We start from the raw sequence: 26,055 nt of genomic DNA, 5'->3' as shown, positions 1-26,055 counted from the left end.
CCCGCTCTCGTTAAGCTGCGCAGCAGATGAACGGACATGGGCCGAGCCTGCCTGGGCAGACGCCCATCGACCGTCATTCGGGTCAATTGAATGTGACGACGCACACACGACGAGCGTTACTACTAGGGCATGTGGTCGCGAACGGCGCCTTGTCACGATCTGCCGACTATCATCGAACAGGCGCAAACGTGGCACACATGCAGTACGACCCCGAAACACGCATCTCTCCTATATAAAAGCCAAGCCAAGCGGAGTACCACAGATGGCGTTCTTCACCGCAGCCAGCAAGTCCGACTTTCAGCATCAACTGCGAGCGGCACTGGCTCAGCACATCAGTGAACAGGCACTGCCACAAGTGGCGCTGTTCGCCGACCAGTTCTTCGGCATCATTTCCCTCGACGAGTTGACCCAACGCAGGCTGTCCGACCTTGCCGGCTGCACCCTGTCGGCATGGCGTCTGCTCGAACGTTTCGAACACAGCACCCCGCAAGTGCGCGTCTACAACCCTGATTACGAGCGTCATGGCTGGCAATCCACCCACACCGCCGTTGAAGTGTTGCACCACGACCTGCCGTTCCTGGTCGATTCTGTCCGCACCGAGCTGAACCGTCGCGGTTACAGCATCCACACGCTGCAAACCACCGTATTGAGCGTGCGCCGCGACGAGAAGGGCCAACTGGTCGAACTGCTGCCAAAAGGCACGACCGGTGACGACGTTCTGCAAGAGTCGCTGATGTACCTGGAAATCGACCGTTGCGCCAACGCTGCCGAACTGGCGGTGCTGGCCCGCGAGCTGGAGCAGGTGCTGGGCGAAGTGCGGGTCGCGGTCGAAGACTTCGAACCGATGAAAGCCAAGCTGCACGAACTGCTGGCGGGCGTCGATGCCATCGAGTACAACGTCGATCCCGACGAGAAAGCCGAGGTCAAGGTTTTCCTCGAATGGCTGGTGAACAACCATTTCACTTTCTTGGGCTACGAAGAGTTCACGGTCGAGGGCGGCGCCGAAGGTGGCCAACTGACCTACGATCAGTCCTCCTTCCTCGGCCTGACCAAACTGTTGCGTGCGGGCCTGACCGCCGAAGAGCTGCACATTGAAGGCTACGCAGTGAATTACCTGCAAGAGCCGACCCTGCTGTCCTTCGCCAAGGCCGCCGCGCCGAGCCGCGTGCACCGTCCGGCGTACCCGGACTATGTGTCGATCCGCCAGATCGACGCCAACGGCAAGGTCATCAAGGAATGCCGCTTCATGGGCCTCTACACCTCGTCGGTGTACGGCGAAAGCGTGCGCGCCATTCCGTACATCCGCCGCAAGGTGGCCGAAGTCGAGCGCCGTTCCGGTTTCGACGCCAAGGCCCACTTGGGCAAAGAGCTGACCCAAGTCGTCGAAGTGCTGCCCCGTGACGATCTGTTCCAGACCCCGGTGGACGAGCTGTTCACCACCGTCATGTCCATCGTGCAGATCCAGGAGCGCAACAAGATTCGCGTGTTCCTGCGCAAAGACCCTTACGGCCGCTTCTGCTACTGCCTGGCCTACGTGCCGCGCGACGTCTACTCCACCGAAGTGCGCCAGAAAATCCAGCAGGTGCTGATGGAGCGCCTGAAGGCCAGCGACTGCGAGTTCTGGACCTTCTTCTCCGAGTCCGTGCTGGCCCGTGTGCAGCTCATCCTGCGCGTGGACCCGAAAGTCACCCTCGACATCGACCCGCAGCAGCTGGAAAACGAAGTCATTCAGGCCTGCCGTTCGTGGAAGGACGACTACGCCAGTCTGGTGGTCGAAAGCTTCGGCGAAGCCCAGGGCACCAACGTTCTGGCCGACTTCCCGAAAGGCTTCCCGGCCGGTTACCGCGAGCGGTTCGCTGCGCATTCGGCAGTCGTGGATATGCAGCACCTGCTGAACCTGTCCGACGCCAATCCACTGGTGATGAGCTTCTACCAGCCACTGTCGGGCGATAAAGCGCAGCTGCACTGCAAGCTGTACCACGCCGACACCCCGCTGGCGCTGTCCGACGTGCTGCCGATTCTGGAAAACCTTGGCCTGCGTGTGCTGGGTGAATTCCCGTATCGCCTGCGTCACACCAACGGCCGCGAATTCTGGATTCACGACTTTGCCTTCACTTACGGCGAAGGCCTGAACCTGGACCTGCAACAGCTCAACGACACGTTGCAGGACGCGTTCGTCCACATCGTCCGTGGCGAAGCGGAGAACGACGCGTTCAACCGTCTGGTGCTGACCGCCGGTTTGCCATGGCGCGACGTGGCGCTGCTGCGCGCTTACGCCCGTTACCTGAAACAGATCCGTCTGGGCTTCGACCTGGGCTACATCGCCAGCACCCTGAACAACCACGCCGACATCGCCCGCGAGCTGACGCGTCTGTTCAAGACCCGCTTCTACCTGGCGCGCAAGCTGTCCGGTGGCGATCTGGACGACATGCAACAGCGTCTGGAAACCGCGATCCTGTCGGCGCTGGACGATGTTCAGGTGCTCAACGAAGACCGCATCCTGCGTCGCTACCTTGACCTGATCAAGGCGACCATGCGCACCAACTTCTACCAGACCGACGCCAACGGCCAGAACAAGAGCTACTTCAGCTTCAAGTTCAACCCGCGCCTGATCCCCGAGCTGCCGAAGCCAGTGCCGAAGTTCGAAATCTTCGTCTACTCGCCACGCGTCGAGGGTGTTCACCTGCGCTTCGGCAACGTCGCCCGTGGCGGCCTGCGGTGGTCGGACCGTGAAGAAGACTTCCGCACCGAAGTGCTGGGCCTGGTCAAAGCCCAACAAGTGAAGAACTCGGTCATCGTGCCGGTGGGCGCGAAGGGTGGCTTCCTGCCCCGTCGTCTGCCGACCACCGGCACCCGCGACGAGATTCAGGCCGAAGCCATCGCCTGCTACCGGATCTTCATTTCCGGTCTGTTGGACATCACCGACAACCTGAAAGAAGGCGCACTCGTGCCGCCTGTCAACGTCGTGCGTCATGACGACGATGACCCGTACCTGGTGGTCGCGGCGGACAAGGGCACCGCAACCTTCTCCGACATCGCCAACGGCATCGCTATCGACTACGGCTTCTGGTTGGGCGACGCGTTCGCTTCCGGTGGTTCGGCCGGTTACGACCACAAGAAAATGGGCATCACCGCCAAGGGCGCGTGGGTCGGCGTGCAACGCCACTTCCGCGAGCGCGGCATCAACGTCCAGCAAGACAGCGTCAGCGTGATCGGCGTCGGCGACATGGCCGGTGACGTGTTCGGTAACGGCCTGTTGATGTCCGACAAGCTGCAACTGGTGGCCGCGTTCAATCACCTGCACATCTTCATTGACCCGAATCCGGACCCGGCCACCAGCTTCGCCGAGCGTCAGCGTCTGTTCGACCTGCCGCGTTCAGCCTGGACCGACTACGACACCAGCATCATGTCCGAAGGCGGCGGTATCTTCCCTCGCAGCCTGAAGAGCATCACCATCACCCCGCAGATGAAAGCACGCTTCGACATCAGTGCCGACAAACTGACCCCGACCGAGCTGATGCACGCATTGCTCAAGGCGCCGGTTGACCTGCTGTGGAACGGCGGCATCGGCACCTACGTCAAGGCCAGCTCCGAGAGCCACGCCGACGTGGGCGACAAGGCCAACGACGCGCTGCGCGTCAACGGCAACCAGCTGCGCTGCAAGGTGGTGGGCGAGGGCGGCAACCTCGGCATGACCCAACTGGGTCGCGTCGAATTCGGCCTGCTGGGCGGTGCGACCAACACCGACTTCATCGACAACGCCGGTGGTGTGGACTGCTCCGACCACGAAGTGAACATCAAGATCCTGCTCAACGAAGTGGTGCAGGCCGGTGACATGACCGAGAAGCAGCGCAACCTGCTGCTCGAAAGCATGACCGACGAAGTGGGCAATCTGGTGCTCGGCAACAACTACAAGCAGACGCAAGCCCTGTCCCTGGCGGCCCGTCGTGCTTACGAGCGCATTGCCGAATACAAGCGCCTGATGAGCGACCTGGAATCCCGTGGCAAGCTGGACCGCGCCATCGAGTTCCTGCCCGCCGAAGATCAGATCGCCGAGCGCGTGGCCGAGAAGCAAGGCCTGACCCGCGCCGAGCTGTCGGTGCTGATCTCCTACAGCAAGATCGACCTCAAGGAAGCGCTGCTGGAATCCCGCGTCCCGGACGACGATTACCTGGCCCGCGACATGGAAACCGCCTTCCCGCCGTCACTCGGTGCGAAGTTCTCGGACTCCATGCGTCACCACCGTCTGAAACGCGAAATCGTCAGCACCCAGATCGCCAACGACCTGGTCAACCACATGGGCATCACCTTCGTGCAGCGGCTCAAAGAGTCGACCGGCATGAGCGCGGCCAACGTGGCCGGTGCCTACGTGATCGTGCGTGACATCTTCCACCTCCCGCACTGGTTCCGTCAGATCGAGGCGCTGGACTACAAGGTTCCCGCTGAAATTCAACTGGCGCTGATGGACGAACTGATGCGCCTCGGCCGTCGCGCCACGCGCTGGTTCCTGCGCAGCCGTCGCAACGAACTTGACGCGGCACGTGACGTTGCGCACTTCGGGCCGCACTTGGCGGCGTTGGGCCTGAAACTGGATGAACTGCTGGAAGGCCCGCCCCGTGAAGTCTGGCAGGCGCGGTATCAGGAATACGTCGAAGCGGGCGTACCTGAGTTGCTGGCACGGATGGTGGCAGGCACTACGCACCTCTACACGCTGCTGCCAATCATCGAAGCCTCCGACGTCACCGGTCAGAACGCCGCCGATGTGGCCAAGGTGTACTTCGCCGTGGGCAGCTCGCTGGACGTGACCTGGTACTTGCAGCAGATCAGTGCATTGCCGGTGGAAAACAACTGGCAGGCCCTGGCCCGCGAAGCCTTCCGCGACGACATCGACTGGCAGCAACGGGCGATCACCGTCTCCGTCCTGCAAATGGCCAACGGCCCTGCAGACGTGGAAGAGCGCCTGAACCTGTGGCTGGAGCAACACCTGCCAATGGTCGAGCGCTGGCGCGCCATGCTGGTCGAACTGCGTGCAGCGAGTGGCAACGACTACGCGATGTACGCGGTCGCCAACCGCGAGCTGCTGGACTTGGCCATGAGTGGGCAGACGGCTGTGGTTTGAGGCGCTAGCTTCAAGTTGTAAGCGTCAAGCTGCAAGAAAAAGCCCTGCGTCGCGAGATGTGGGGTTTTTTTTTGCTTCACGCGGAGCGTCACGTGAGGCATTCCCACGCGGAGCGTGGGAACGATCAACAAAACCAATCCCCATAAAAAAACCCCACCGAAGTGGGGTTCTTTCAACGCTCTGTCTCGTTCTTACGCTTGAACAACCGGGATGTTGGCGTTCGCAGCGGATTCACGGAACTCGGCAATCTGGTCGAAGCTCAGGTAGCGGTAGACATCGGCAGACATGCTGTCGATCTTGCCCGCGTACACCATGTACTCCTCGACGGTCGGCAGGCGACCCAGGATCGATGCAACGGACGCCAACTCGGCCGAAGCCAGGTAGACGTTCGCGCCGTCGCCCAGACGGTTCGGGAAGTTACGGGTCGAGGTCGAAACCACGGTGGCGTTCGGGTTCACACGTGCCTGGTTGCCCATGCACAGCGAGCAGCCCGGCATTTCCATGCGTGCGCCAGCCTTGCCGTAGATGCCGTAGTAGCCTTCTTCGGTCAGTTGGTGAGCGTCCATCTTGGTCGGCGGCGACAGCCACAGACGGGTTGGCAACTGACCTTTGACCTGGTCCAGCAACTTACCGGCAGCGCGGAAGTGACCGATGTTGGTCATGCACGAACCGATGAACACTTCGTCGATCTTCTCGCCAGCAACGCTGGACAGCAGACGGGCGTCGTCCGGGTCGTTCGGCGCGCAGAGCACAGGCTCTTTGACGTCGGCCAGGTCGATCTCGATGATTTCAGCGTATTCCGCGTCGGCATCGGCTTCCAGCAGTTCAGGGTTGGCAATCCAGGCTTCCATCGCCTGAGCACGACGCTCCAGCGTACGTGGATCACCGTAGCCTTCCGCGATCATCCAGCGCAGCAGGGTGATGTTGGAGCTGAGGTATTCGATGATCGGCTCTTTGGAGAGCTTGATGGTGCAACCGGCAGCCGAACGTTCGGCCGAGGCGTCGGACAGCTCGAAAGCCTGTTCGATGCTCAGGTTGTCCAGACCTTCAATTTCCAGGATGCGACCCGAGAAGGCGTTTTTCTTGCCTTTCTTCTCGACGGTCAGCAGGCCTTTCTGAATCGCGTAGTAAGGAATCGCGTGAACCAGGTCACGCAGGGTGACGCCCGGTTGCAGCTTGCCTTTGAAACGGACCAGGATCGATTCCGGCATGTCCAGCGGCATGACGCCGGTGGCAGCGGCGAACGCGACCAGACCGGAACCGGCCGGGAACGAGATACCGATCGGGAAACGGGTGTGCGAGTCACCACCGGTGCCGACGGTATCCGGCAGCAGCATGCGGTTCAGCCAGCTGTGGATGATGCCGTCGCCCGGACGCAGCGAAACGCCGCCACGGGTCATGATGAAGTCAGGCAGGGTGTGGTGGGTCTTGACGTCGATCGGCTTTGGATAGGCCGCGGTGTGGCAGAAGGACTGCATCACCAGGTCGGTCGAGAAGCCCAGGCATGCCAGGTCTTTCAGCTCGTCACGGGTCATTGGACCGGTGGTGTCCTGGGAACCGACGGTGGTCATCTTCGGCTCGCAGTAAGTACCTGGACGGATGCCGTCGGTGCCGCAGGCCTTGCCGACCATTTTCTGCGCCAGGGTGAAACCCTTGGTGCTGGCCGCTGGAACGTCAGGCAGCTTGAACAGGGTCGATGGTGGCAGACCCAGCTCGGTGCGTGCCTTGCCCGTCAGACCACGACCGATGATCAACGGAATACGGCCACCGGCGCGGACTTCGTCCAGCAGCACAGGGGTTTTCAGTTCGAACGTGGTGATCACTTCGTCGCTGTCGTGCTTGGTGACCTTGCCTTCGTACGGGTAAACGTCGATCACGTCGCCCATGTTGATGTTGGTCACATCGAATTCGATTGGCAGTGCGCCGGCATCTTCCATGGTGTTGTAGAAGATTGGAGCGATCTTGCTGCCAAAGCAGAAGCCGCCAGCGCGCTTGTTCGGCACGTAAGGAACGTCGTCACCGAAGAACCACAGCACCGAGTTGGTGGCGGATTTACGCGAAGAACCGGTACCGACCACGTCACCGACGTAGGCGATAGGGAAGCCTTGACCGCGCATTTCTTCGATCTGCTTCATCGGGCCGATGGCGCCTTGCACATCAGGCACGATGCCGTCACGTGCCATTTTCAGCATGGCCAGGGCGTGCAGCGGGATGTCAGGACGGGACCAGGCATCCGGTGCAGGCGACAGGTCGTCGGTGTTGGTTTCGCCGGTGACCTTGAAGACGCGCAGGCTGATCTTTTCAGCCAGGGTCGGACGCTTCTGGAACCACTCGCCGTCAGCCCAGGACTGCAGCACGCCTTGAGCGTGTGCGTTGCCGTTCTTGGCTTTTTCAGCGACGTCGTGGAAGGCGTCGAACATCAGCAGGGTGTGCTTCAGTTGCTCGGCTGCGACAGGTGCCAGATCGGCATCGTCCAGCAGGTCAACCATGGTCACGATGTTGTAGCCGCCCTGCATGGTGCCGAGCAGTTCTACAGCGCGCTTCTTGTCCAGCAGAGGGGAAGAGACTTCGCCCTTGGCCAGAGCGGAGAGGAAACCGGCTTTGACGTAGGCAGCTTCGTCAACGCCTGGTGGAACGCGGTTGGTGATCAGATCAAGGAGGACAGCTTCTTCGCCAGCCGGTGGGTTCTTCAGCAGCTCGACCAGGCCTGCGGTTTGTTCGGCGTTAAGCGGCTGGGGCACGATACCCTGGGCGGCACGCTCTTCGATGTGTTTACGGTAGGCTTCAAGCACAGTATTACCCTCATCAGTGGTCCCAAATGGGTGTCCGGGACGCTCATCCGGAAAAAGTCCGCGACCGTGCATGTCAAAACTTTTTGAGTTTTCAGGCAGGAAGCTGACGATCTCCAACAGAAGCTGTTTTCAAAGTTTTACGCCTGCATGAACGGCTCTGGGAGGGAGGGGACGCAGGATTACGCCTGCGTCGAACCGTACTGCGGGGTAAGGCTCCATAGGGAAAGTGGGGCTTGCCGACTTTCCGTACAGATCCTGGACTGTGCTCGTGACGCTTTGAAAACAGCTTCCAACGGACATTGGCGCCTTAAAAGGCCCGGTGATTCTACGGCAAAAAAAAGGGAAAGGTAAGTTAGCCCCTACATCTTCGGGGGTGTACCGATTTAGACAAAGGGCTAACATGCGGGCTTGTTTCGTCCGCTGCCGTGTTTTTCCGCCATGCCCAACCACATCATCAAAACGCCCTGTGTCGGCCTGTGTTCCACCGTTTACGGGGACCTCGTGTGCCGGGGATGCAAGCGTTTTCACCACGAAGTCATTCACTGGAATGGCTACAACGAGGAAGAAAAGCGCGCGGTGTGGCTGCGGCTCGAACAATTGCTGGTGCAGGTAATGGCCGCGAAAGTCGAAGTGTTCGACCCCGGTTTGCTCCGTCAGCAGCTCGAACAGCGCAAAATCCGCTTCGTGCCGCAGCAGTCGGAGTATTGCTGGGCATACCAATTGATCGCGCGCGGGGCGAGGGTGATCAACAACGTGGAAGCGTACGGCATGGTGCTGATGCCCGAATTTCGCGACTGGCCGCTGCCGGAACTGCGCGATGCCATTGATCGGGAATTCTTCCTGCTGTCCGAAGCGCACTACGAACGTTACATCGCGCCGGGTTTCTTGAAGGATGCGATGGGGTAAGCGCCTCGGACCATCTGTGGGAGCGAATTCATTCGCGAAAATATTTACAGCCGACATGATGTGCCGAATGTACTGGCCTTTCGCGAATGAATTGCTCCCACAAGGGCATGCTTATCGCGAAGTCGTCGTTTCAGAAGAGAAGCCTTTTAAAGCCTGCGCCAGATGCTTCTTCAACTGCGCCACCATCTCCTCGCTTTTCAGCACCAGCACATCGCTTTCCAGCGAGTCCAGCACCACTTCGGCCGTGTTCCCGATCAGCGCGCCCGAAAATCCCGTCCGCGCCACGGTTCCAATGACGGTGACCGCCGCCTGTAAATGATGTGCTGTGAACGGGATCAGCACATCCGCCGGTCCCTCGGCAATGTGCAGGTGAGTATCGTCGATGCCGAACTCGGTCTGAAACGCCTTGCACTGTTCGCGATATTCTCCTTCAACGTGGGTCGGCAGTTGATACACCGGCTCTGCCGCCGACAGCGTGGGAGAGGGGTGCGCCGCGATCACGTGGAGTTCACCGCCCGCCATCTCTGCCAGGCTAAAACCGTGCTGGACGATGCTGTAGTGCAAGGCCGTGTGCTCGCCGTCCGGATTGCCGACATCGACGGCCGCCAGAATCGCCCCGCCTTTCCACGGCCTGTCGGACTTCACCATCAGCACCGGGCACGGGCAGTGGCGCAGCAATTTCCAGTCCGCCGGGGTGAGCAGGGCTCTTCTCAGTGTGCTGTCCGGAAAGTGCTGTTTGATGACCAGGTCCGCGCCCTGCGCCTGTTGTACCTTGACGATCGTCTGGTGCGTGCTTTCGTGCCAGTCCTGCTGGGTGGTGACCTCGATTCCCTTGGCTTCCAGCACATGGCGAAGGTCCGACAGCAGTTCGCCGTGATCCGCACTTTTGTCGCACACCAACAGATGCAGGCTGGCCTCGGTGGTGCGGGCGATCAGGCAAGCGCGGGGCATGGCGAGGTTGGCGACCTGATCGGTGTCGGCGTTGGGTTCAATGACCACCAGAATCCTGCGAATCGCGTACATGAGCGGATCTCCTTTGAAGACGTCATGAAACTTTCGACATGGCGCAAGCCGTCGGGGTTCGTCACTTGACTATAGTTGGCCCACTCGACGCAGGGTGTTGACGGGGTCATCGGATTTCCGGCCCAAGAGGCTGGTTCTGCGCGTCGAGGCCCGTATAATGCTGCGCCTTTCCCACTCTGCCAGTCGTGAACTCATGCCGCTTTATCCAGACATCGATGCCTTCCTGCTTTGCCCGACCCCGGACGCCTGGGTTCAGGCCGCCTTGCAGAACCTGGATATCCTGCTGATCGACCATGCGAACAATGAAAAGAAAGCCGCCGGTGCGGCGTTCCAGTTCATGTTCCAGTACAACGACAAATTCGACCTCCTGGCGAAAATGTCGCGTCTGGCACGGGAAGAGTTGCGTCACTTCGAGCAGGTGATCGGCATCATCAAGAAGCGCGGCATCCCCATGGCCAACATCAGCTCGGCGCGTTATGCCGGGTCATTGCGCAAGCTCGTTCGCACCCACAACCCCTACCGATTGACCGATGCGCTGATCGTCGGCGCCATTGTCGAAGCGCGCTCCTGCGAACGTTTCGCCGCACTGGTCCCGCATCTGGATGCCGACCTGTCGAAGTTCTACGCCAGCTTGCTCAAGTCCGAGGCCCGGCATTTTCAGGATTACCTGAAGCTGGCCTACACCTATGGCGACGAGGCGGACGTTAGCGCCAAAATCGAAGAGATTCGCCTGGCGGAGCGCGAACTCATCGAAAGCCCGGACGAGGATTTCCGGTTTCACAGCGGCGTGCCTGCGCTGTAACTCCCAACCGCCCCAGCACACTTCCTCTCATCCGACGAGCACATTCGTCTGGAACTCTGCATCCTGAAAATTGTTTCATTGTGTGTTTACTGCTTAGGCAGTAATATCAGCCCAAAATCACTGCCTAGGCAGATAATGGGTGGCTATCAATGGCACATTTCACTCCCGAGAGTTTTCAATGCAGCCTGCTGGGCATGCTGATCGGCCGAGCCGAGCAACTGAAAAACCGTATCCTCGACAAGCTGCTTGAACCCTACGAGCTGACGGCTCAGCAATTCAAAGTGCTGATCATCGTCGCGTTGTATGGCGCCGAAACACCGGCTGATCTCTGCCGTTCGCTGTGCCTGGACAGCGGGTCCATGACGCGCATGCTCGACCGTCTGGAGCAGAAAGACCTGCTGGCCCGTACCCGCTCCGAATCGGATCGGCGTCAGGTGCGCCTCGTGTTGACCGACGCCGGCAAAACGCTGTCGGACCTGTTGCCGCAGATCGGCGCAGAGGCCCTGAACGAAATGGTCGGGGTGTTGGACAAGGACGAACTGGCCATGCTGGAAAAATTGCTCACCAAGGTGCTGGTCGCGGCGGCGGACCCGATCACACTCGCCCGGATTGCAGCCAAATGAACATTCGATCCCCGCAGGGCTCGGCCTTGCGCACCTCTCTCAGTCTTGTGTTCGCTGCACTGGTCATGGCCGGTTGCGCGAACTCCAAAGGCTTGCACACCGAGGCCGTCGGCATCGACGCCAACAGCTTGCAGGCCGGAAACAGCCTCAGTGGTATCAACCTGTCGCCAGCGGCCTGGCCGAAGCGCGACTGGTGGACCAGCCTGGGCGACCCTCAACTCAACGGTCTGATCACGGAAGCCCTGCGCGACAGCCCTGACATGCAGATCGCCGCCGCACGGACTCGCCAGGCCAGTGCTGCCGCCTATGCCGCCGACGCCGAGCGCATGCCGACCGTCGATGCCAACGCCAGCGTCAGCCGTTCTCGTCTGGCCAAGGATCAGGACCCGACTGGCACGGGCGACCGTTACAGCACGCTGCGCAGTCTGGGTGCCAGCTTCAATTACAACTTCGACCTGTGGGGCGGGCAGCGTGCTGCCTGGGAAGCGGCGTTGGGCCAGGCCCGCGCGTCTGAAATCGACCAGCGCGCCGCGCAGTTGACCCTTGCGGCCGATGTCGCCCGCGCCTACAGCGATCTGGGTCAGGCCTACATCGTTCGCGATCTGGCGGCCGACGACCTGAAACGCACGCGGCAATTGCTGGAGCTGGGCGCCCGTCGCTTCAAGTCCGGCATCGACAGCGAGTACCAATACCAGCAGACCGAAAGCCTGGAAGCCAGCTCTCGCGAGGCCTTGGTCGACGCCGACAAACGCCTGCGCACCGCCAAGATCACCCTGGCCGTGTTGATGGGCAAAGGCCCGGATCGCGGCGAAGAGCTGGCGCGTCCGACCGTGCTGAAGCCTGCGGTCGTCGCTCTGCCGTCGGTGGTGCCGGCTGAATTGCTCGGCCGTCGCCCTGATCTGGTGGCTGCCCGCTGGCGGGTCGAAGCCGCGAACAAGGACATCGCGGTCAGCAAGACCAACTTCTACCCGAACCTGAACCTCAGTGCGTCGGCGGGGGTGGAGTCGCTGCTGGGTGACGCGATGTTCGGTTCGGCGAGCCGCTTCTTTAACGTCGCGCCGACCGTTTCGTTGCCGATCTTCGATGGCGGTCGCCGTCGCGCCGATCTCGACGCCCGGGACGCCGACTACGACCTGGCCGTCGCGCAGTACAACAAAAGCCTGGTGCGTGCGTTGGGCGACGTCAGCGACAACATCGGCCAACTGCGTTCGATCAGCGGGCAGATCGACGCTCGTCAGCAGGCCACCGATGTCATTCAAAAGTCCTACAACACCGTCGTTCAGCGTTACTCCTCGGGGATCGGCAACTACCTCGATGTACTGAGCGTCGAGCAGCAACTGCTGCAATCGCAACGCCAACTGGCTGATCTCAACGCGGAACGAATCGATCTTTCGATCCAGTTGATGCAGGCCCTGGGGGGAGGCTTCGAAGAGAGCAAGCCCGGCGAAAACGCCGCCCCGGCCGTCCCGTCAACTGCATCGCTGACCCATTAAGGTAATCGTCATGGCCAACGCCGATAGCGAAAACAATCCAGCAAACGAACAAAAGAACGACGCCCAGAAGCCGGGCGAACAGCAGAACCAGAATGGTCAGAAGGACCAGAAAGACCAGAAAGCCGCGCCGGGTCAGCCGCAGAAAAACCCGCGCAAGCGCAAACTGCTGATGTTTGGCCTGTTGATCATCGTGATCCTCGCCGGTATCGGCGTCTGGGCCTGGTATGAAATCTACGGCCAATGGTACGAAAGCACCGACGACGCCTACGTCAACGGCAACGTGGTGGAGATCACCCCGCAAACCACGGGCACGGTGGTCAGTATTGGCGCTGACGATGGCGACTTGGTGCGCGAAGGGCAGGTGCTGGTGCAGTTCGACCCGAACGATGCCGAAGTTGCATTGCAAAGTGCTGAAGCAAATCTGGGGAAGGTCGTGCGTCAGGTGCGTGGTCTCTACAGCAACGTGGACGGCATCAAGGCGCAATTGGCTGCCCAGCGTGCCGAGGTCAAACGGGCTCAGGACAACTACAACCGTCGTCGCAACCTGGCAGCGGGCGGGGCGATTTCCCAGGAAGAGCTGTCCCACGCGCAGGATGACCTGACCAGTGCGCAAAACGCCCTGAACAACATCCAGCAGCAACTGGTGACCAGCACCGCGCTGGTGGACGACACCAACGTGGCGTCGCACCCGGATGTGAAAGCGGCCGCGTCGCAGTTGCGTCAGGCTTACCTGAACAGCGCCCGCAGCACGCTGATCGCGCCGGTCACCGGTTATGTGGCCAAGCGTACGGTGCAGCTGGGCCAGCGCGTCCAGCCGGGCACGGCGCTGATGGCGGTGATCCCGCTGGATCAGGTGTGGATCGATGCGAACTTCAAGGAGACCCAACTGGGCAAGATGCGCATCGGCCAGCCGGTGGACATCGAAGCCGACCTGTACGGCAGCGACGTGAAATACAGCGGCACCGTGGACAGCGTCGGCGCGGGGACCGGCAGCGCGTTTGCCCTGCTGCCTGCGCAAAACGCCACGGGTAACTGGATCAAGATCGTGCAACGGGTGCCGGTGCGGATTCACATCAACCCCGATGAGTTGAAGCAAAACCCGCTGCGTATCGGCCTGTCCACCGTCGTTGACGTGAACCTGCACGACCAGAATGGCCCGGTGCTGGCGCAACAGCCGCCGAAGCAGGCGTCGTTCACCACGGACGTGTACGTCAAGCAACTGGCCGAAGCCGACACCCTGATCGGGCGCCTGATTCACGAGAACAGCGCCTCCGGCCCGGACAAGGCTGCCCAGCGCTGACCCGCCAATCCCTTGGTTCCATCCCTTGGAGGCATCTCTCGCGACGGGACCATTTTGAAGAGTCAAAGGATTCGCGATGAGTAACAACGCTCCCGCTTCTTTCACGCCGCCCAGCCTGGTCTTGAGCACCATCGGCCTGTCGCTGGCGACGTTCATGCAGGTGCTGGACACCACCATTGCCAACGTCGCGCTGCCGACGATTTCCGGCAACCTGGGGGTGAGTTCGGACCAAGGCACTTGGGTGATCACCTCGTTTGCGGTCAGTAACGCCATCGCGCTGCCATTGACCGGCTGGCTGAGCCGTCGCTTTGGCGAGGTGAAGCTCTTTATATGGGCGACACTGCTGTTCGTGATCGCCTCGTTCCTGTGTGGCATTTCGACGTCGATGCCTGAACTGGTGGGTTTCCGCGTGGTGCAAGGCTTGGTCGCAGGCCCGCTGTACCCGATGGCGCAGACCCTGCTGATTGCCGTCTACCCCCCGGCGAAACGGGGGATGGCGCTGGCACTGCTGGCGATGGTCACGGTGGCGGCGCCGATTGCCGGGCCGATTCTTGGGGGCTGGATCACCGACAGTTATGCCTGGCCCTGGATCTTCTTCATCAACGTGCCGATTGGCCTGTTTGCCGCTGCCGTGGTGCGCACGCAACTGGCGGCGCGTCCGGTGAACATCGTCCGCCAACCCATGGACTACATTGGGCTGATCACCCTGATCATCGGCGTAGGGGCCTTGCAGGTGGTGCTCGACAAGGGCAATGACCTGGACTGGTTCTCGTCGAACTTCATCATCATCGGTTCGGTGATTTCGGCCATTGGCATAGCGGCCTTCATCATCTGGGAATTGACCGATGAGCACCCGGTGGTGAATCTGCGGCTGTTTTCATTCCGCAACTTCAGGGTCGGGACCATTTGCCTGGTGCTGGGCTACGCGGGCTTTTTCGGGATCAACCTGATTTTGCCGCAATGGTTGCAGACGCAGATGGGCTACACGCCGACTTATGCGGGGCTGGCCGTGGCGCCGTTGGGGATTCTGCCAGTGCTGTTGTCGCCGTTCGTGGGCAAATACGCGCCGAAGTTCGACCTGCGGCTGTTGGCGGGGCTGGCGTTTCTGGTCATCGGCATGAGCTGTTTCATGCGCTCGAATTTCACCAGTCAAGTGGATTTCTACCACATCGCGATGGTGCAACTGTTCATGGGGGCGGGGATCGCGGTGTTCTTCATGCCGACCTTGAGCATCCTGCTGTCGGACCTGCCGCCGTCGCAGATTGCCGACGGTTCGGGGCTGGCGACGTTTTTGCGTAACCTCGGCGGCAGCTTCGCGGCTTCGTTGACGACCTGGATCTGGATTCGCCGGGCGAACATGCACCACGCGTACCTCAGCGAAAACGTGAACACCTACGAACCGACCACGCGACACGCGCTGGACATGCTGGGCGGCCCGAGCAATCAGGCCTACGCGCAGCTCGACAGCATGGTCACCAGCCAGGCGTACATGATGTCCACGGTGGATTATTTCTACATGATGGGCTGGGGATTCATGGCGCTGATCTTCATCATCTGGATGGCCAAACCGCCGTTCGCCGCCAAGGCCGGGCCGGGGGCAGGGCATTGAGGCGCCAGCCATTGTAGGCCTTCGCTTGCTCGCGATGGCGGTGTGTCAGACACATCTTTGTCGCAGGTCTGACGGCATCGCGGGTATGCGCGCTCCTACAAGGTTTGCATACACCGCTGAGGATTCGTCTGGCACCCATCTTCTGTAGGAGCGCGCTTGCCCGCGATGGCGTGGAATCAGTCAACGAAGAGGCGAGTGAGATGACGCTATCGCGAGCAAGCGAAGGCCTACAGGGTGTGTGGTGTCTGCAAGTCCTGTGGCAACCCCAACGGCTGCTCCTGCACAAACCCGAACGAGGTCAGTTGAAAGCCCTGTTCATCGACCTGCAACGCCCATCCTTCCCGATCCCAATCCCCCAGCACGATCCGTTGCGCGGTGTCGTTGCCGATCTGCAATTTGTGGATGGCGGGGCGGTGGGTGTGGCCGTGGATCAGGGTTTTTACCCCATATTCGGACATGATCCGCGGGACTTCTTCCGGGGTCACGTCAACGATGTCATTGGCTTTCATGCGGGTCTGCGCGCGGCTTTCACTGCGCAACTTGCGCGCGAGTTTATGCCGGGTGCTCAAGGGCAGATGGCGCAGGACCCATAAAGTCAGTGGATTGCGCAGGTAGCGGCGCAAACGCATATAGGCTTCGTCGCGGGTACACAGGCTGTCGCCGTGCATCAACAACACCGGCTCACCGTTGAATGGCACGACACTCGGGTCTTTCAACAGGGTGACGCCTGCAGCTTTGCAAAAAGCCTTGCCGATCAGAAAATCGCGATTGCCGTGCATCAGGAACACCTGCGTGCCGCTGTCGCTCAAGGCGCGCAGGGCTTCGCAGATCGAGCGCTGGAAAGGCGACATCGCGTCATCGCCAATCCAGACCTCGAAAAAATCCCCGAGGATATACAGCGACTCGGCCCCACGGGCGCGGTCGCTGAGCAGATCCAGAAACGCCCGGGTAATGTCCGGGCGTCCTTCTTCCAGATGCAGATCGGAGATCAGCAATATCACTCAACGATCTCGGCTTTCTCGATGATCACGTCGTCAGCCGGTACGTCCTGGTGGCCTGCTTTGGAAGTGGTGGCGACGCCTTTGATCTTGTCGACCACGTCCGAACCTTCCACCACTTCGCCGAACACCGCGTAGCCCCAGCCTTGAACGGTCTTGGCGCTGTGGTTCAGGAAGCTGTTGTCAGCAACGTTGATGAAGAACTGAGCCGAGGCCGAATGCGGCTCCATGGTACGGGCCATGGCCACGCTGTACTTCTTGTTCGGCAGGCCGTTGTCGGCTTCGTTCTGGATGCTTGGGCGCTTGTCTTTCTTTTCTTTCATGCCTGGCTCGAAACCGCCGCCCTGGACCATGAAGTTGCCGATGACGCGGTGGAACACGGTGTTGCTGTAGTGGCCAGCGTTGACGTATTCGATGAAGTTGGCAACGGTGATCGGCGCTTTCTCAGCGTTCAGTTGCAGGACGATGTCACCGTGGTTGGTGGTCAGTTTTACTTTGGACATGTTCGAATCGCTCTTTTGGAATTCGTGGTTGGACGTGTCGATCGCGGTTTACAGCATAGAAGCTGGCTGCAAGGGCCGCTGATTCACCCTGGCGCGCAGTTTACAGAGGCAGGTTGCCCTACGGGTAGTTGCAATTAAACCCGCGGCCTGAAATCACCTGCCAGGTATCTCGGCAGTTTTGTCACTGCGCGCTGTCAGGGGCTTGACAGGTTCGGCTATGATAGGCGCTTTGATTTATTCGGCCTACCCTGGCCAAGACTGTCAGGTTTTCAAGGATACTATGAGCAAGCCCACTCAAGACGCTGCTGCCAACACCAAGGCAGGCCCTGCAATTCCAACCAACTTCCTGCGCCCCATCGTGCAGGCAGACCTGGATTCGGGTAAGCACACCCAGATCGTGACCCGTTTCCCGCCGGAGCCCAACGGCTACCTGCACATCGGTCATGCCAAGTCGATCTGCGTCAACTTCGGTCTGGCTCAGGAATTCGGTGGCGTTACGCACCTGCGTTTCGACGACACCAACCCGGCCAAGGAAGACCAGGAATACATCGACGCCATTGAAAACGACGTCAAATGGCTGGGCTTTCAGTGGTCCGGTGAAGTGCGCTACGCCTCGCAGTATTTCGATCAACTGCACGACTGGGCCGTCGAGCTGATCAAGGCGGGCAAAGCCTATGTTGACGACCTGACCCCTGAACAAGCGCGCGAATACCGCGGCACCCTGACAGAACCGGGCAAGAACAGCCCGTTCCGTGAGCGCGGCGTCGAGGAAAACCTGGACCTGTTCGCCCGCATGAAGGCTGGTGAGTTCGAAGACGGCGCCCGTGTGCTGCGCGCCAAGATCGACATGGCCTCGCCGAACATGAACCTGCGCGACCCGATCCTGTACCGCATTCGCCACGCCCATCACCACCAGACGGGCGACAAGTGGTGCATCTACCCGATCTACGACTTCACCCACGGTCAGTCGGACGCCATCGAAGGCATCACCCACTCGATCTGCACCCTGGAATTCGAAAGCCACCGTCCGCTGTACGACTGGTTCCTCGACAACCTGCCGGTGCCGTGCAAGCCGCGCCAGTACGAGTTCTCGCGCCTGAACCTGAACTACACCATCACCAGCAAGCGCAAGCTCAAGCAACTGGTCGATGAAAAGCACGTCAACGGTTGGGACGACCCGCGCATGTCGACCCTGTCGGGCTTCCGCCGTCGCGGTTACACCCCGGCATCGATCCGCAATTTCTGCGAAATGATCGGCACCAACCGTTCCGACGGCGTGGTCGATTTCGGCATGCTCGAATTCAGCATCCGTCAGGACCTGGACCACAACGCCCCGCGTGCGATGTGCGTGCTGCGTCCATTGAAGGTCGTGATCACTAACTATCCGGAAGACAAGGTCGATCACCTCGAACTGCCGCGTCATCCACAGAAAGAAGAACTGGGCGTGCGCAAGCTGCCGTTCTCCCGCGAGATCTACATCGACCGCGACGACTACATGGAAGAGCCGCCGAAGGGCTACAAACGCCTGGAGCCGAACGGTGAAGTGCGCCTGCGTGGCAGCTACGTGATCCGCGCCGATGAGGCGATCAAAGACGCCGACGGCAATATCGTCGAGCTGCGTTGCTCGTACGACCCGGACACCCTGGGCAAGAACCCGGAAGGCCGCAAGGTCAAGGGCGTGATCCACTGGGTCCCGGCCGCTGAAAGCATTGAATGTGAAGTGCGTCTGTACGACCGTCTGTTCCTCTCCGCGAACCCGGAGAAGGCCGAGGAGGGCAAGACCTTCCTGGACAACATCAACCCGGGCTCCTTGCAGGTCCTGACCGGTTGTCGGGCTGAACCCTCGTTGGGTGAAGCTCAGCCGGAAGACCGTTTCCAGTTTGAACGCGAAGGCTATTTCTGCGCGGACATCAAAGACTCGAAACCTGGTCAGCCGGTATTCAACCGGACCGTCACGCTGCGTGACGCGTGGACTTGATGCAGTACAGATAAGAGGCAGAACGTGCTTTCCATTTACAACACGCTCACCAAGAGCAAAGAAGTCTTCAAGCCGCTGGATGGCAACAAGGTGCGCATGTACGTCTGCGGGATGACCGTGTACGACTACTGCCACTTGGGCCACGGCCGCAGCATGGTCGCGTTCGACCTGGTCACTCGCTGGCTGCGTTTCAGCGGCTACGACCTGACCTACGTGCGCAACATCACCGACATCGACGACAAGATCATCAACCGCGCCCGTGAAAACGGCGAAGCGTTCGATGCCCTGACCGCGCGCATGATCGACGCGATGCACGAGGACGAAGCGCGCCTGAACATCCTCAAACCGGACATGGAGCCGCGCGCCACCGACTACATCGGCGGCATGCACGACATGATCCAGAGCCTGATCGACAAGGGCTATGCCTATGCGCCGGGCAATGGCGACGTGTATTACCGCGTCGGCAAATTCCTGGGCTACGGCAAGCTGTCGCGCAAGAAGATCGAAGACCTGCGCATCGGTGCGCGGATCGAGGTCGACGAAGCGAAGGACGACCCGCTGGACTTCGTGCTGTGGAAAGGCGTCAAGCCGGGCGAGCCGAGCTGGGAGTCGCCGTGGGGCGCGGGCCGTCCGGGCTGGCACATCGAATGCTCGGTGATGTCCACCTGCTGCCTGGGCGAGACCTTCGACATTCATGGCGGCGGCTCCGACCTGGAATTCCCGCACCACGAAAACGAAATTGCCCAGAGCGAAGCGGCCACTGGCAAGACCTACGCCAACGCCTGGATGCATTGCGGCATGATCCGCATCAATGGCGAGAAGATGTCCAAGTCCTTGAACAACTTCTTCACCATCCGCGACGTGCTGGATAAATATCACCCGGAAGTGGTGCGTTACCTGCTGGTGTCGAGCCACTACCGCAGCGCGATCAACTATTCCGAAGACAGCCTGAAAGAGTCGAAGGGGGCGCTGGAGCGTTTCTATCACGCGCTCAAAGGCCTGCCGGTCGCCGAGCCTGCCGGTGGTGAGGCGTTCGTCGAGCGTTTCTCGGCGGCAATGAACGACGACTTCGGCACGCCGGAAGCCTGTGCGGTGCTGTTCGAGATGGTCCGTGAGATCAACCGCCTGCGCGACAGCGATGTCACGGCTGCGGCCGGTCTGGCGGCGCGCCTGAAACAGCTGGCCAGCGTGCTCGGCGTGTTGCAGCTTGAAGCCGACGACTTCCTGCGCGCAGGGGCTGAAGGGCGGGTCGATGCGGCCGAAGTGGAAGCGCTGATTGCAGCACGCCTGCAAGCTCGCGTTGACAAGAACTGGGCCGAATCCGACCGCATCCGCGACCAGCTCACCGCCATGGGCGTGGTGCTGGAAGACGGCAAAGGCGCAACGACCTGGCGCTTGGCGGATTGATCGCTAGCGCCTGATCTATCGCTATCGCGAGCAAGCTCACTCCTACAGGTTCAATGCGATCCCCTGTAGGAGTGAGCTTGCTCGCGATGACGGTACATCAGATGCACCTTTATCGCAGGTCTGACGCCATCGCGGGCAAGCGCGCTCCTACAAGTGATCGCGTTCCAACTGTAGGAGCTCGCTTGCTCTGGGCCGCAGTCGGATGATAGCGTCAGCTCCGGCAACACAAATCCACAATCAGAAACCCTGTTCGCGCAGCCGTTTGTACAAGGTATTCCGACTCACCCCCAGCCGCTTGGCCAGCTGCGAAATATTCCCCCCGGCCGCCTGCAACAGCTCGTTCAACTCCTCCGGCGTATCCAGCGCGGCTTTACGATTGAACGCCGTCACCCGCTCGCTGTTCTCGCTCTCCATCTCCAGATCGACAAGCTCCAGATCAGCAAAGAAGTCCTCCGGCAGATGCTCGGCAGAAATCGGCTCGTCATCCGCCAGCGCCAACGCCACCTGAATCACATTGCTCAACTGACGCAAATTCCCCGGCCACGGATGCCGCTCGAACAACGTTAACACCGACGATTCAAAGCCCGCCGTCTGCTGGGGTTCGCGATGCTGCTGCCAGATCATCTGCACCAGTTCCGCCTTGTCGGTACGGTCGCGCAGGGGCGGCAATTCAAGGTTCAAGCCGCTGATGCGGTAGTACAAATCCTGCCGGAAACGCCCGCTCTGCACCTGTTCGCGCAACGAACAGTGGGTTGCGGAAATCACCCGAATGTCCACCGGAAACAACTCGCTGCTGCCCAGCGGCTGCACGCAACGCTCCTGCAGCACCCGCAGCAAACGGGCCTGGACGGGCAGGGGCATGTCGCCGATTTCATCGAGAAACAGCGTGCCCTTGTCCGCCTTGCGAATCAGGCCGACGCTGCCTTTATGGTGAGCGCCCGTGAACGCGCCTTTTTCGTAACCGAACAGCTCGGCCTCCACCAACTCCGAGGGAATGGCGGCGCAGTTCACCGCAATGAACGGCTGATCAGCCCGGGAGCTGCCTTGATGCAGGTGTTTGACGAACACCTCTTTGCCCGCGCCAGTCTCGCCGAGAATCAACAGCGGCACGTTTTTCTCTAACAAACGCTGCGCTTGCCGCGTGGCTTTCGCCACTTTTTCATCGCCAAAGCCGGGCGGGGCGGTGTCGGGTTTCTTCAGCTCAGTCGCAGCCCTGAATTTCAGCACCGGGGCCTTGGGCCGTTTGATCACCCCATGAAACCGGTTATGCCCCGAGGCTTGCAGCGCGAAAGGCTGGCCTTCCTGCTGATCGAGCAAATGCGCAATCGGGGCCTTGAACAGCTGTTCGATGTTGGCCTGCAACAGACGCACACCCAAGAGGTTGTCGGCCCGGCGATTGGCGCACACGATTCGGCCGCTTTCATCGAATACCAGCAAACCCGCCCATTGGCTGTCGAGGTTGTTCAGCCCGGTGTTGAACGTCATCTGAAAATAGCTGTGCTGGAACTGGTCCAGGATCAGCCGGTTCTCAATGGTCTGGCTCATCATCTTCACCATCCCCAGCGTGTGGGAGGGTGGCAGGAAGCTGTCGCTGGACACATCGAGCACCGCGACCATACGCCGCGAGGCATCGAAAATCGGCGCCGCAGAGCCCGTCATGAAACGGTTGGCCTTCAAAAAGTGTTCATCGTGTTCAATGTGAACAGCCTGTTCACAGGCCAGCGCCGTGCCGATGGCGTTGGTGCCGACCCCGCGTTCTAGCCAACTGGCGCCGGCGATGAAACCCCGCTGCTGATCCGGTTCGACGAAGCGCTTGGTGCCCCACGAATTGAGCACCTGGCCTTGTTGGTCAGCCAGCAGGATCAGGCAGTTGGAGTTGCTGAGAATGTTCTCGTAGAAGGGCAGCACCTGCTGATGGGTGGTCTGCACCAGCGACTGATGGCGCTCCAGCAGTTGCGAAACCTGCTGTTCAGGCAGCCGATTGAAGGCGGGACGGGACTGATGGTCCAGGCCGAATTCGCGGCAGCGGGCCCATGAGTCCCGAATAATGGTGTCGTGAGCGGTGGATGCGCCTGTAGCGGCCATGGTCTGGCTCCGTCCGGTAGCTTTTATTGTTTTTGGGGTACGGCGTGGGCCAAGCATCCGTGCTCGAAACGTTCACCCATTGTTGTTCAGGATTGTTCAAAGTCAATGTTCATTTTGTTCAGGTGTTCAGCCTTTTCTGTTCACTTATGTTCACCAACGAATATCGACAGAACGCTCGATTTGCCTCCGGCTCTCTAGATCGCGGGTTTTGGCGCAGTGTTCGTTAGCGAAGGTCGATTGGCACGATTGTCGCTATCCAACACGTGGTCGTTAAAAAAACAGACCAACAGCTTCACCCCGAACAAGACAAATAAAAAGGGCACGCCATGTCTCTCACGCTTGAGCACGTCAGCCGAGCCGTCGACGGTCAAATCTGGATCGACGATGCGTCGCTGAGCTTCGAACCCGGCTCATTCAACGTATTGCTGGGGCGCACCTTATCAGGCAAAACCAGCCTGATGCGCTTGATGGCCGGTCTGGACAAGCCAGACAGCGGCCGCGTACTGATGAATGGCAAAGATGTCACCCAAGTGGCCGTGCGTCATCGCAATGTGTCGATGGTTTATCAGCAATTCATCAACTACCCGAGCATGACCGTTTACGACAACATTGCCTCGCCACTGCGCCAGGCCAAAATGTCGAAAGACGAAATCGACAGCCGCGTGCGGGAAACCGCCAAAATGCTGCGAATCGAGAAATTCCTCAGTCGCTATCCCCTCGAACTCTCCGGCGGCCAGCAGCAGCGCACGGCCATGGCGCGGGCGCTGGTGAAAGACGCCGAGCTGATTCTGTTCGACGAGCCGCTGGTCAACCTCGACTACAAATTGCGCGAAGAGCTGCGTCAGGAAATGCGCCAGCTGTTCGAGACCCGCAACACCATCGCGGTCTACGCCACCACCGAGCCCAACGAAGCGCTGGCGTTGGGCGGTACCACAACGATTCTTCACGAAGGTCGGCTGATCCAGAGCGGCAAGACCCCTGAGGTCTACCACCAGCCGAAAACCGTGCTGGCCGCCGAGCTGTTCTCCGAGCCGCCGATCAACCTGATGCCGGGCCGTATCGATGGCAACGAAGTGAGCTTCGCCAACTTCGTGCATTTCCCGCTCAACGTCGACCTGCGCAAGATCGGCGATGGCGAATACGGTTTTGGTGTGCGCCCTAGCCACCTGAGTCTCGTACCGTCCAACGACGACGATCTGGAACTGGCGGTCACCGTGGAACTGGCAGAAATCAGCGGCTCGGAGACCTTCCTTCACGTGCGCAACGAGCATTTCTCGTTGGTCCTGCACCTGCCGGGCGTGCACGAGTACGACGTCGATACGCCGATTCGCGTGTACATCCCGACTCACAAATTATTCGTGTTCGATCAGCAGGGCGGGCTTATCCAAGCGCCCGGTTTGCGCATGGCGAGGGTTGCCTGATGGCCGAGATCCGCTTGCAACAACTCGCGCACAGCTACAGCGCAAACCCCACTGGCCCTGAAGATTACGCGATCCGCGAGATGACTCACATCTGGGAGCAGGGCGGGGCGTATGCCTTGCTCGGCCCGTCTGGCTGTGGCAAATCGACCTTGCTCAACATCATTTCCGGCCTGCTCAGCCCGTCGGAAGGCAAGGTGATGTTCGACACTACCGTGGTCAACGACATGTCGCCGGAGCAGCGCAACATCGCTCAGGTTTTCCAGTTTCCGGTGGTCTACGACACCATGACGGTGTACGACAACCTCGCCTTCCCTCTGCGCAATCAGGGCATGGCCGAGGCGAAAATTCAGATCAAGGTGCAGGAAATCTCCGACGTCCTGGACCTGCAACCGCTGCTGAAAAAGAAAGCCAAGGGCCTCACGGCTGACGAAAAGCAGAAAGTCTCCATGGGCCGCGGTCTGGTGCGCGACGACGTGTCGGCGATCCTGTTCGACGAACCGCTGACCGTGATCGACCCTCACCTGAAGTGGAAACTGCGGCGCAAGCTCAAGCAGATCCACGAGCAGTTCAACATCACCATGGTCTACGTCACCCACGATCAGCTGGAAGCTTCGACTTTCGCCGACAAGATCGCGGTCATGTACGGCGGCCAGATCGTGCAGTTCGGCACCCCGCGTGAGCTGTTCGAAAAACCCCATCACACCTTTGTCGGTTATTTCATCGGCAGCCCCGGCATGAACCTCATTGAGGTCAGGCCTGAAGCAGGCGGCGTGGGCTTCGGCGGCATTCATCTGCCTTTGCCGGAAGCCCTGCAACAGCGGCTGGCCGCAACGAAGTGGAGCAGCCTCAAGGTCGGCATCCGACCCGAGTTCGTCCATGTTTGGGATGGACCGTTCGACGACGCCATGTGCGCCGACGTGACCTATGTCGAGGACTTGGGGACCTACAAAATCCTCACCCTGAACCTGGCCGGGCAATCGCTGAAGGTCCGCCTGCAGGAAGACAAGCCGGTGCCGCAAGGCCAGGCCTGGATCAGTTTTCCGGCCCAGTGGTTGATGCTCTACGCCGATGAATTTCTGCTGGAAGCCGACGCCAATGCAGCGTCGGCCAGCGAGGTGCCCCATGAGTAAGGTGCAGAACAACAAGGCCTGGTGGCTGGTGCTGCCGGTGTTTCTGTTGGTGGCGTTCAGCGCCATCATCCCGATGATGACCGTGGTCAACTATTCGGTGCAGGACATCTTCGACCAGTCCAGCCGCTATTTCGTCGGTACCGACTGGTTCAGGCAGGTGCTGCAGGACCCGCGTCTGCACGACTCGTTGCTGCGCCAGTTCATCTATTCGGCCTGCGTGTTGCTGATCGAAATCCCGCTGGGCATCGCCATTGCGCTGACCATGCCGACCAAGGGTCGCTGGTCTTCGGTGTGCCTGATCGTGATGACCATTCCGCTGCTGATCCCCTTCAACGTGGTTGGCACCATCTGGCAGATTTTCGGCCGGGGCGACATCGGCCTGCTGGGCTGGTTTCTCAACAACGTGCTGCACGTCAGCTACAACTACGCGGCCAATGCCTCGGATGCCTGGGTGACGGTGCTGATCATCGACGTCTGGCACTGGACCTCGCTGGTGGCGCTGCTGTGCTACTCGGGTCTGCGGGCGATTCCGGACGTGTACTACCAGGCGGCGCGTATTGATCGGGCATCTAACTGGGCGGTTTTCCGACACATCCAGTTGCCGAAGATGAAGAGCGTGCTGCTGATCGCGGTGATGCTGCGCTTCATGGACAGCTTCATGATCTACACCGAGCCGTTCGTGCTCACTGGGGGCGGACCGGGTAACTCGACGACTTTCCTCAGCCAGACCCTGACCACCATGGCGCTCGGCCAGTTCGACCTTGGCCCGGCGGCGGCGTTCTCGCTGGTGTATTTCCTGATCATCCTGCTGGTGTCGTGGGTGTTCTACACCGCCATGACCCACGGCGAAAAGAACTGAGGAGCGG

General features: G+C 60.3%; 16 protein-coding genes and 2 pseudogenes. 12 read left to right on the top strand and 6 right to left on the bottom strand.

What is annotated here, in order from left to right; genetic code table 11:
- Positions 1-262: 262 nt before the first annotated feature.
- A complete protein-coding gene (locus tag GVN17_RS00340; protein WP_166593246.1) occupies positions 263-5,119 on the top strand; it encodes an NAD-glutamate dehydrogenase in 4,857 nt (1,618 codons plus the stop codon).
- Positions 5,120-5,310: 191 nt separating this feature from the next.
- Here GVN17_RS00340 and acnB read toward each other — a convergent pair whose 3' ends face one another.
- Positions 5,311-7,911, bottom strand: a complete 2,601-nt coding sequence (gene acnB / locus GVN17_RS00335) for a bifunctional aconitate hydratase 2/2-methylisocitrate dehydratase (RefSeq protein ID WP_166593245.1) — start codon at positions 7,909-7,911, stop codon at positions 5,311-5,313.
- Between the two features lie 438 nt (positions 7,912-8,349).
- Here acnB and GVN17_RS00330 point away from each other — a divergent pair, with 438 nt between their 5' ends.
- The gene (locus tag GVN17_RS00330) at positions 8,350-8,817 is read left to right on the top strand and encodes a DUF1289 domain-containing protein (RefSeq protein ID WP_166593792.1); all 468 of its coding nucleotides are present in this window, start codon (positions 8,350-8,352) and stop codon (positions 8,815-8,817) included.
- 111 nt (positions 8,818-8,928) lie between these two features.
- Here GVN17_RS00330 and GVN17_RS00325 read toward each other — a convergent pair whose 3' ends face one another.
- Complete coding sequence (locus GVN17_RS00325; protein ID WP_166593244.1) at positions 8,929-9,840, bottom strand: universal stress protein; 912 nt, start codon at positions 9,838-9,840, stop codon at positions 8,929-8,931.
- 193 nt (positions 9,841-10,033) lie between these two features.
- Here GVN17_RS00325 and GVN17_RS00320 point away from each other — a divergent pair, with 193 nt between their 5' ends.
- The 5 genes from GVN17_RS00320 to GVN17_RS00300 all read left to right on the top strand — a co-directional run bounded on the left by GVN17_RS00320 (position 10,034) and on the right by GVN17_RS00300 (position 15,667).
- Positions 10,034-10,642 carry a tRNA-(ms[2]io[6]A)-hydroxylase gene (locus GVN17_RS00320; protein ID WP_371928472.1) on the top strand — a complete coding sequence of 203 codons (609 nt, stop codon included), beginning with the start codon at positions 10,034-10,036 and terminating at the stop codon, positions 10,640-10,642.
- Between the two features lie 149 nt (positions 10,643-10,791).
- On the top strand, positions 10,792-11,265 hold the full coding sequence (locus GVN17_RS00315; protein ID WP_166593242.1) for a MarR family winged helix-turn-helix transcriptional regulator: 474 nt from the start codon (positions 10,792-10,794) through the stop codon (positions 11,263-11,265).
- Positions 11,262-12,758 carry an efflux transporter outer membrane subunit gene (locus tag GVN17_RS00310; protein WP_166593241.1) on the top strand — a complete coding sequence of 499 codons (1,497 nt, stop codon included), beginning with the start codon at positions 11,262-11,264 and terminating at the stop codon, positions 12,756-12,758. The genes GVN17_RS00315 and GVN17_RS00310 overlap by 4 nt, the downstream gene beginning before the upstream one ends.
- 169 nt (positions 12,759-12,927) lie before the next feature.
- Positions 12,928-14,058, top strand: a complete 1,131-nt coding sequence (locus GVN17_RS00305) for an HlyD family efflux transporter periplasmic adaptor subunit (protein ID WP_256665050.1) — start codon at positions 12,928-12,930, stop codon at positions 14,056-14,058.
- Positions 14,059-14,134: 76 nt separating this feature from the next.
- Positions 14,135-15,667, top strand: a complete 1,533-nt coding sequence (locus GVN17_RS00300; protein WP_166593239.1) for a DHA2 family efflux MFS transporter permease subunit — start codon at positions 14,135-14,137, stop codon at positions 15,665-15,667.
- 227 nt (positions 15,668-15,894) lie between these two features.
- Here the strand turns inward: GVN17_RS00300 and lpxH are convergent, their stop codons facing one another.
- A complete protein-coding gene (gene lpxH / locus GVN17_RS00295; protein WP_166593238.1) occupies positions 15,895-16,668 on the bottom strand; it encodes a UDP-2,3-diacylglucosamine diphosphatase in 774 nt (257 codons plus the stop codon).
- On the bottom strand, positions 16,665-17,168 hold the full coding sequence (locus GVN17_RS00290; protein ID WP_166593237.1) for a peptidylprolyl isomerase: 504 nt from the start codon (positions 17,166-17,168) through the stop codon (positions 16,665-16,667). The genes lpxH and GVN17_RS00290 overlap by 4 nt, the downstream gene beginning before the upstream one ends.
- A gap of 280 nt (positions 17,169-17,448) precedes the next feature.
- Here GVN17_RS00290 and GVN17_RS00285 point away from each other — a divergent pair, with 280 nt between their 5' ends.
- On the top strand, positions 17,449-19,146 hold the full coding sequence (locus GVN17_RS00285) for a glutamine--tRNA ligase/YqeY domain fusion protein (RefSeq protein WP_166593236.1): 1,698 nt from the start codon (positions 17,449-17,451) through the stop codon (positions 19,144-19,146).
- A 24-nt stretch (positions 19,147-19,170) separates the two neighbouring features.
- The gene (gene cysS / locus GVN17_RS00280) at positions 19,171-20,553 is read left to right on the top strand and encodes a cysteine--tRNA ligase (protein WP_166593235.1); all 1,383 of its coding nucleotides are present in this window, start codon (positions 19,171-19,173) and stop codon (positions 20,551-20,553) included.
- 237 nt (positions 20,554-20,790) lie between these two features.
- Here cysS and GVN17_RS29850 read toward each other — a convergent pair.
- Both GVN17_RS29850 and GVN17_RS00275 read right to left on the bottom strand, forming a co-directional pair.
- Positions 20,791-20,916, bottom strand: a pseudogene (locus GVN17_RS29850) (helix-turn-helix domain-containing protein); the annotation flags it as partial.
- Positions 20,917-20,997: 81 nt separating this feature from the next.
- Positions 20,998-22,638, bottom strand: a pseudogene (locus tag GVN17_RS00275) (sigma-54-dependent Fis family transcriptional regulator); the annotation flags it as partial.
- 326 nt (positions 22,639-22,964) lie between these two features.
- Here GVN17_RS00275 and GVN17_RS00270 point away from each other — a divergent pair.
- From GVN17_RS00270 to GVN17_RS00260, 3 genes are read left to right on the top strand one after another with little or no spacing between them, the layout of a single operon-like run.
- Positions 22,965-24,059, top strand: a complete 1,095-nt coding sequence (locus GVN17_RS00270) for an ABC transporter ATP-binding protein (RefSeq protein WP_166593233.1) — start codon at positions 22,965-22,967, stop codon at positions 24,057-24,059.
- On the top strand, positions 24,059-25,189 hold the full coding sequence (locus GVN17_RS00265) for an ABC transporter ATP-binding protein (protein WP_166593232.1): 1,131 nt from the start codon (positions 24,059-24,061) through the stop codon (positions 25,187-25,189). The genes GVN17_RS00270 and GVN17_RS00265 overlap by 1 nt, the downstream gene beginning before the upstream one ends.
- The gene (locus GVN17_RS00260; protein ID WP_166593231.1) at positions 25,182-26,048 is read left to right on the top strand and encodes a carbohydrate ABC transporter permease; all 867 of its coding nucleotides are present in this window, start codon (positions 25,182-25,184) and stop codon (positions 26,046-26,048) included. Before GVN17_RS00265 ends, GVN17_RS00260 begins: the two co-directional genes overlap by 8 nt.
- Positions 26,049-26,055: the final 7 nt, after the last annotated feature.

It is taken from the genome of Pseudomonas sp. SLFW (assembly GCF_009905615.1).
In the GTDB taxonomy this organism is placed as follows: domain Bacteria; phylum Pseudomonadota; class Gammaproteobacteria; order Pseudomonadales; family Pseudomonadaceae; genus Aquipseudomonas; species Aquipseudomonas bambusae.
This window is presented reverse-complemented; position numbering and strand designations above follow the sequence as displayed.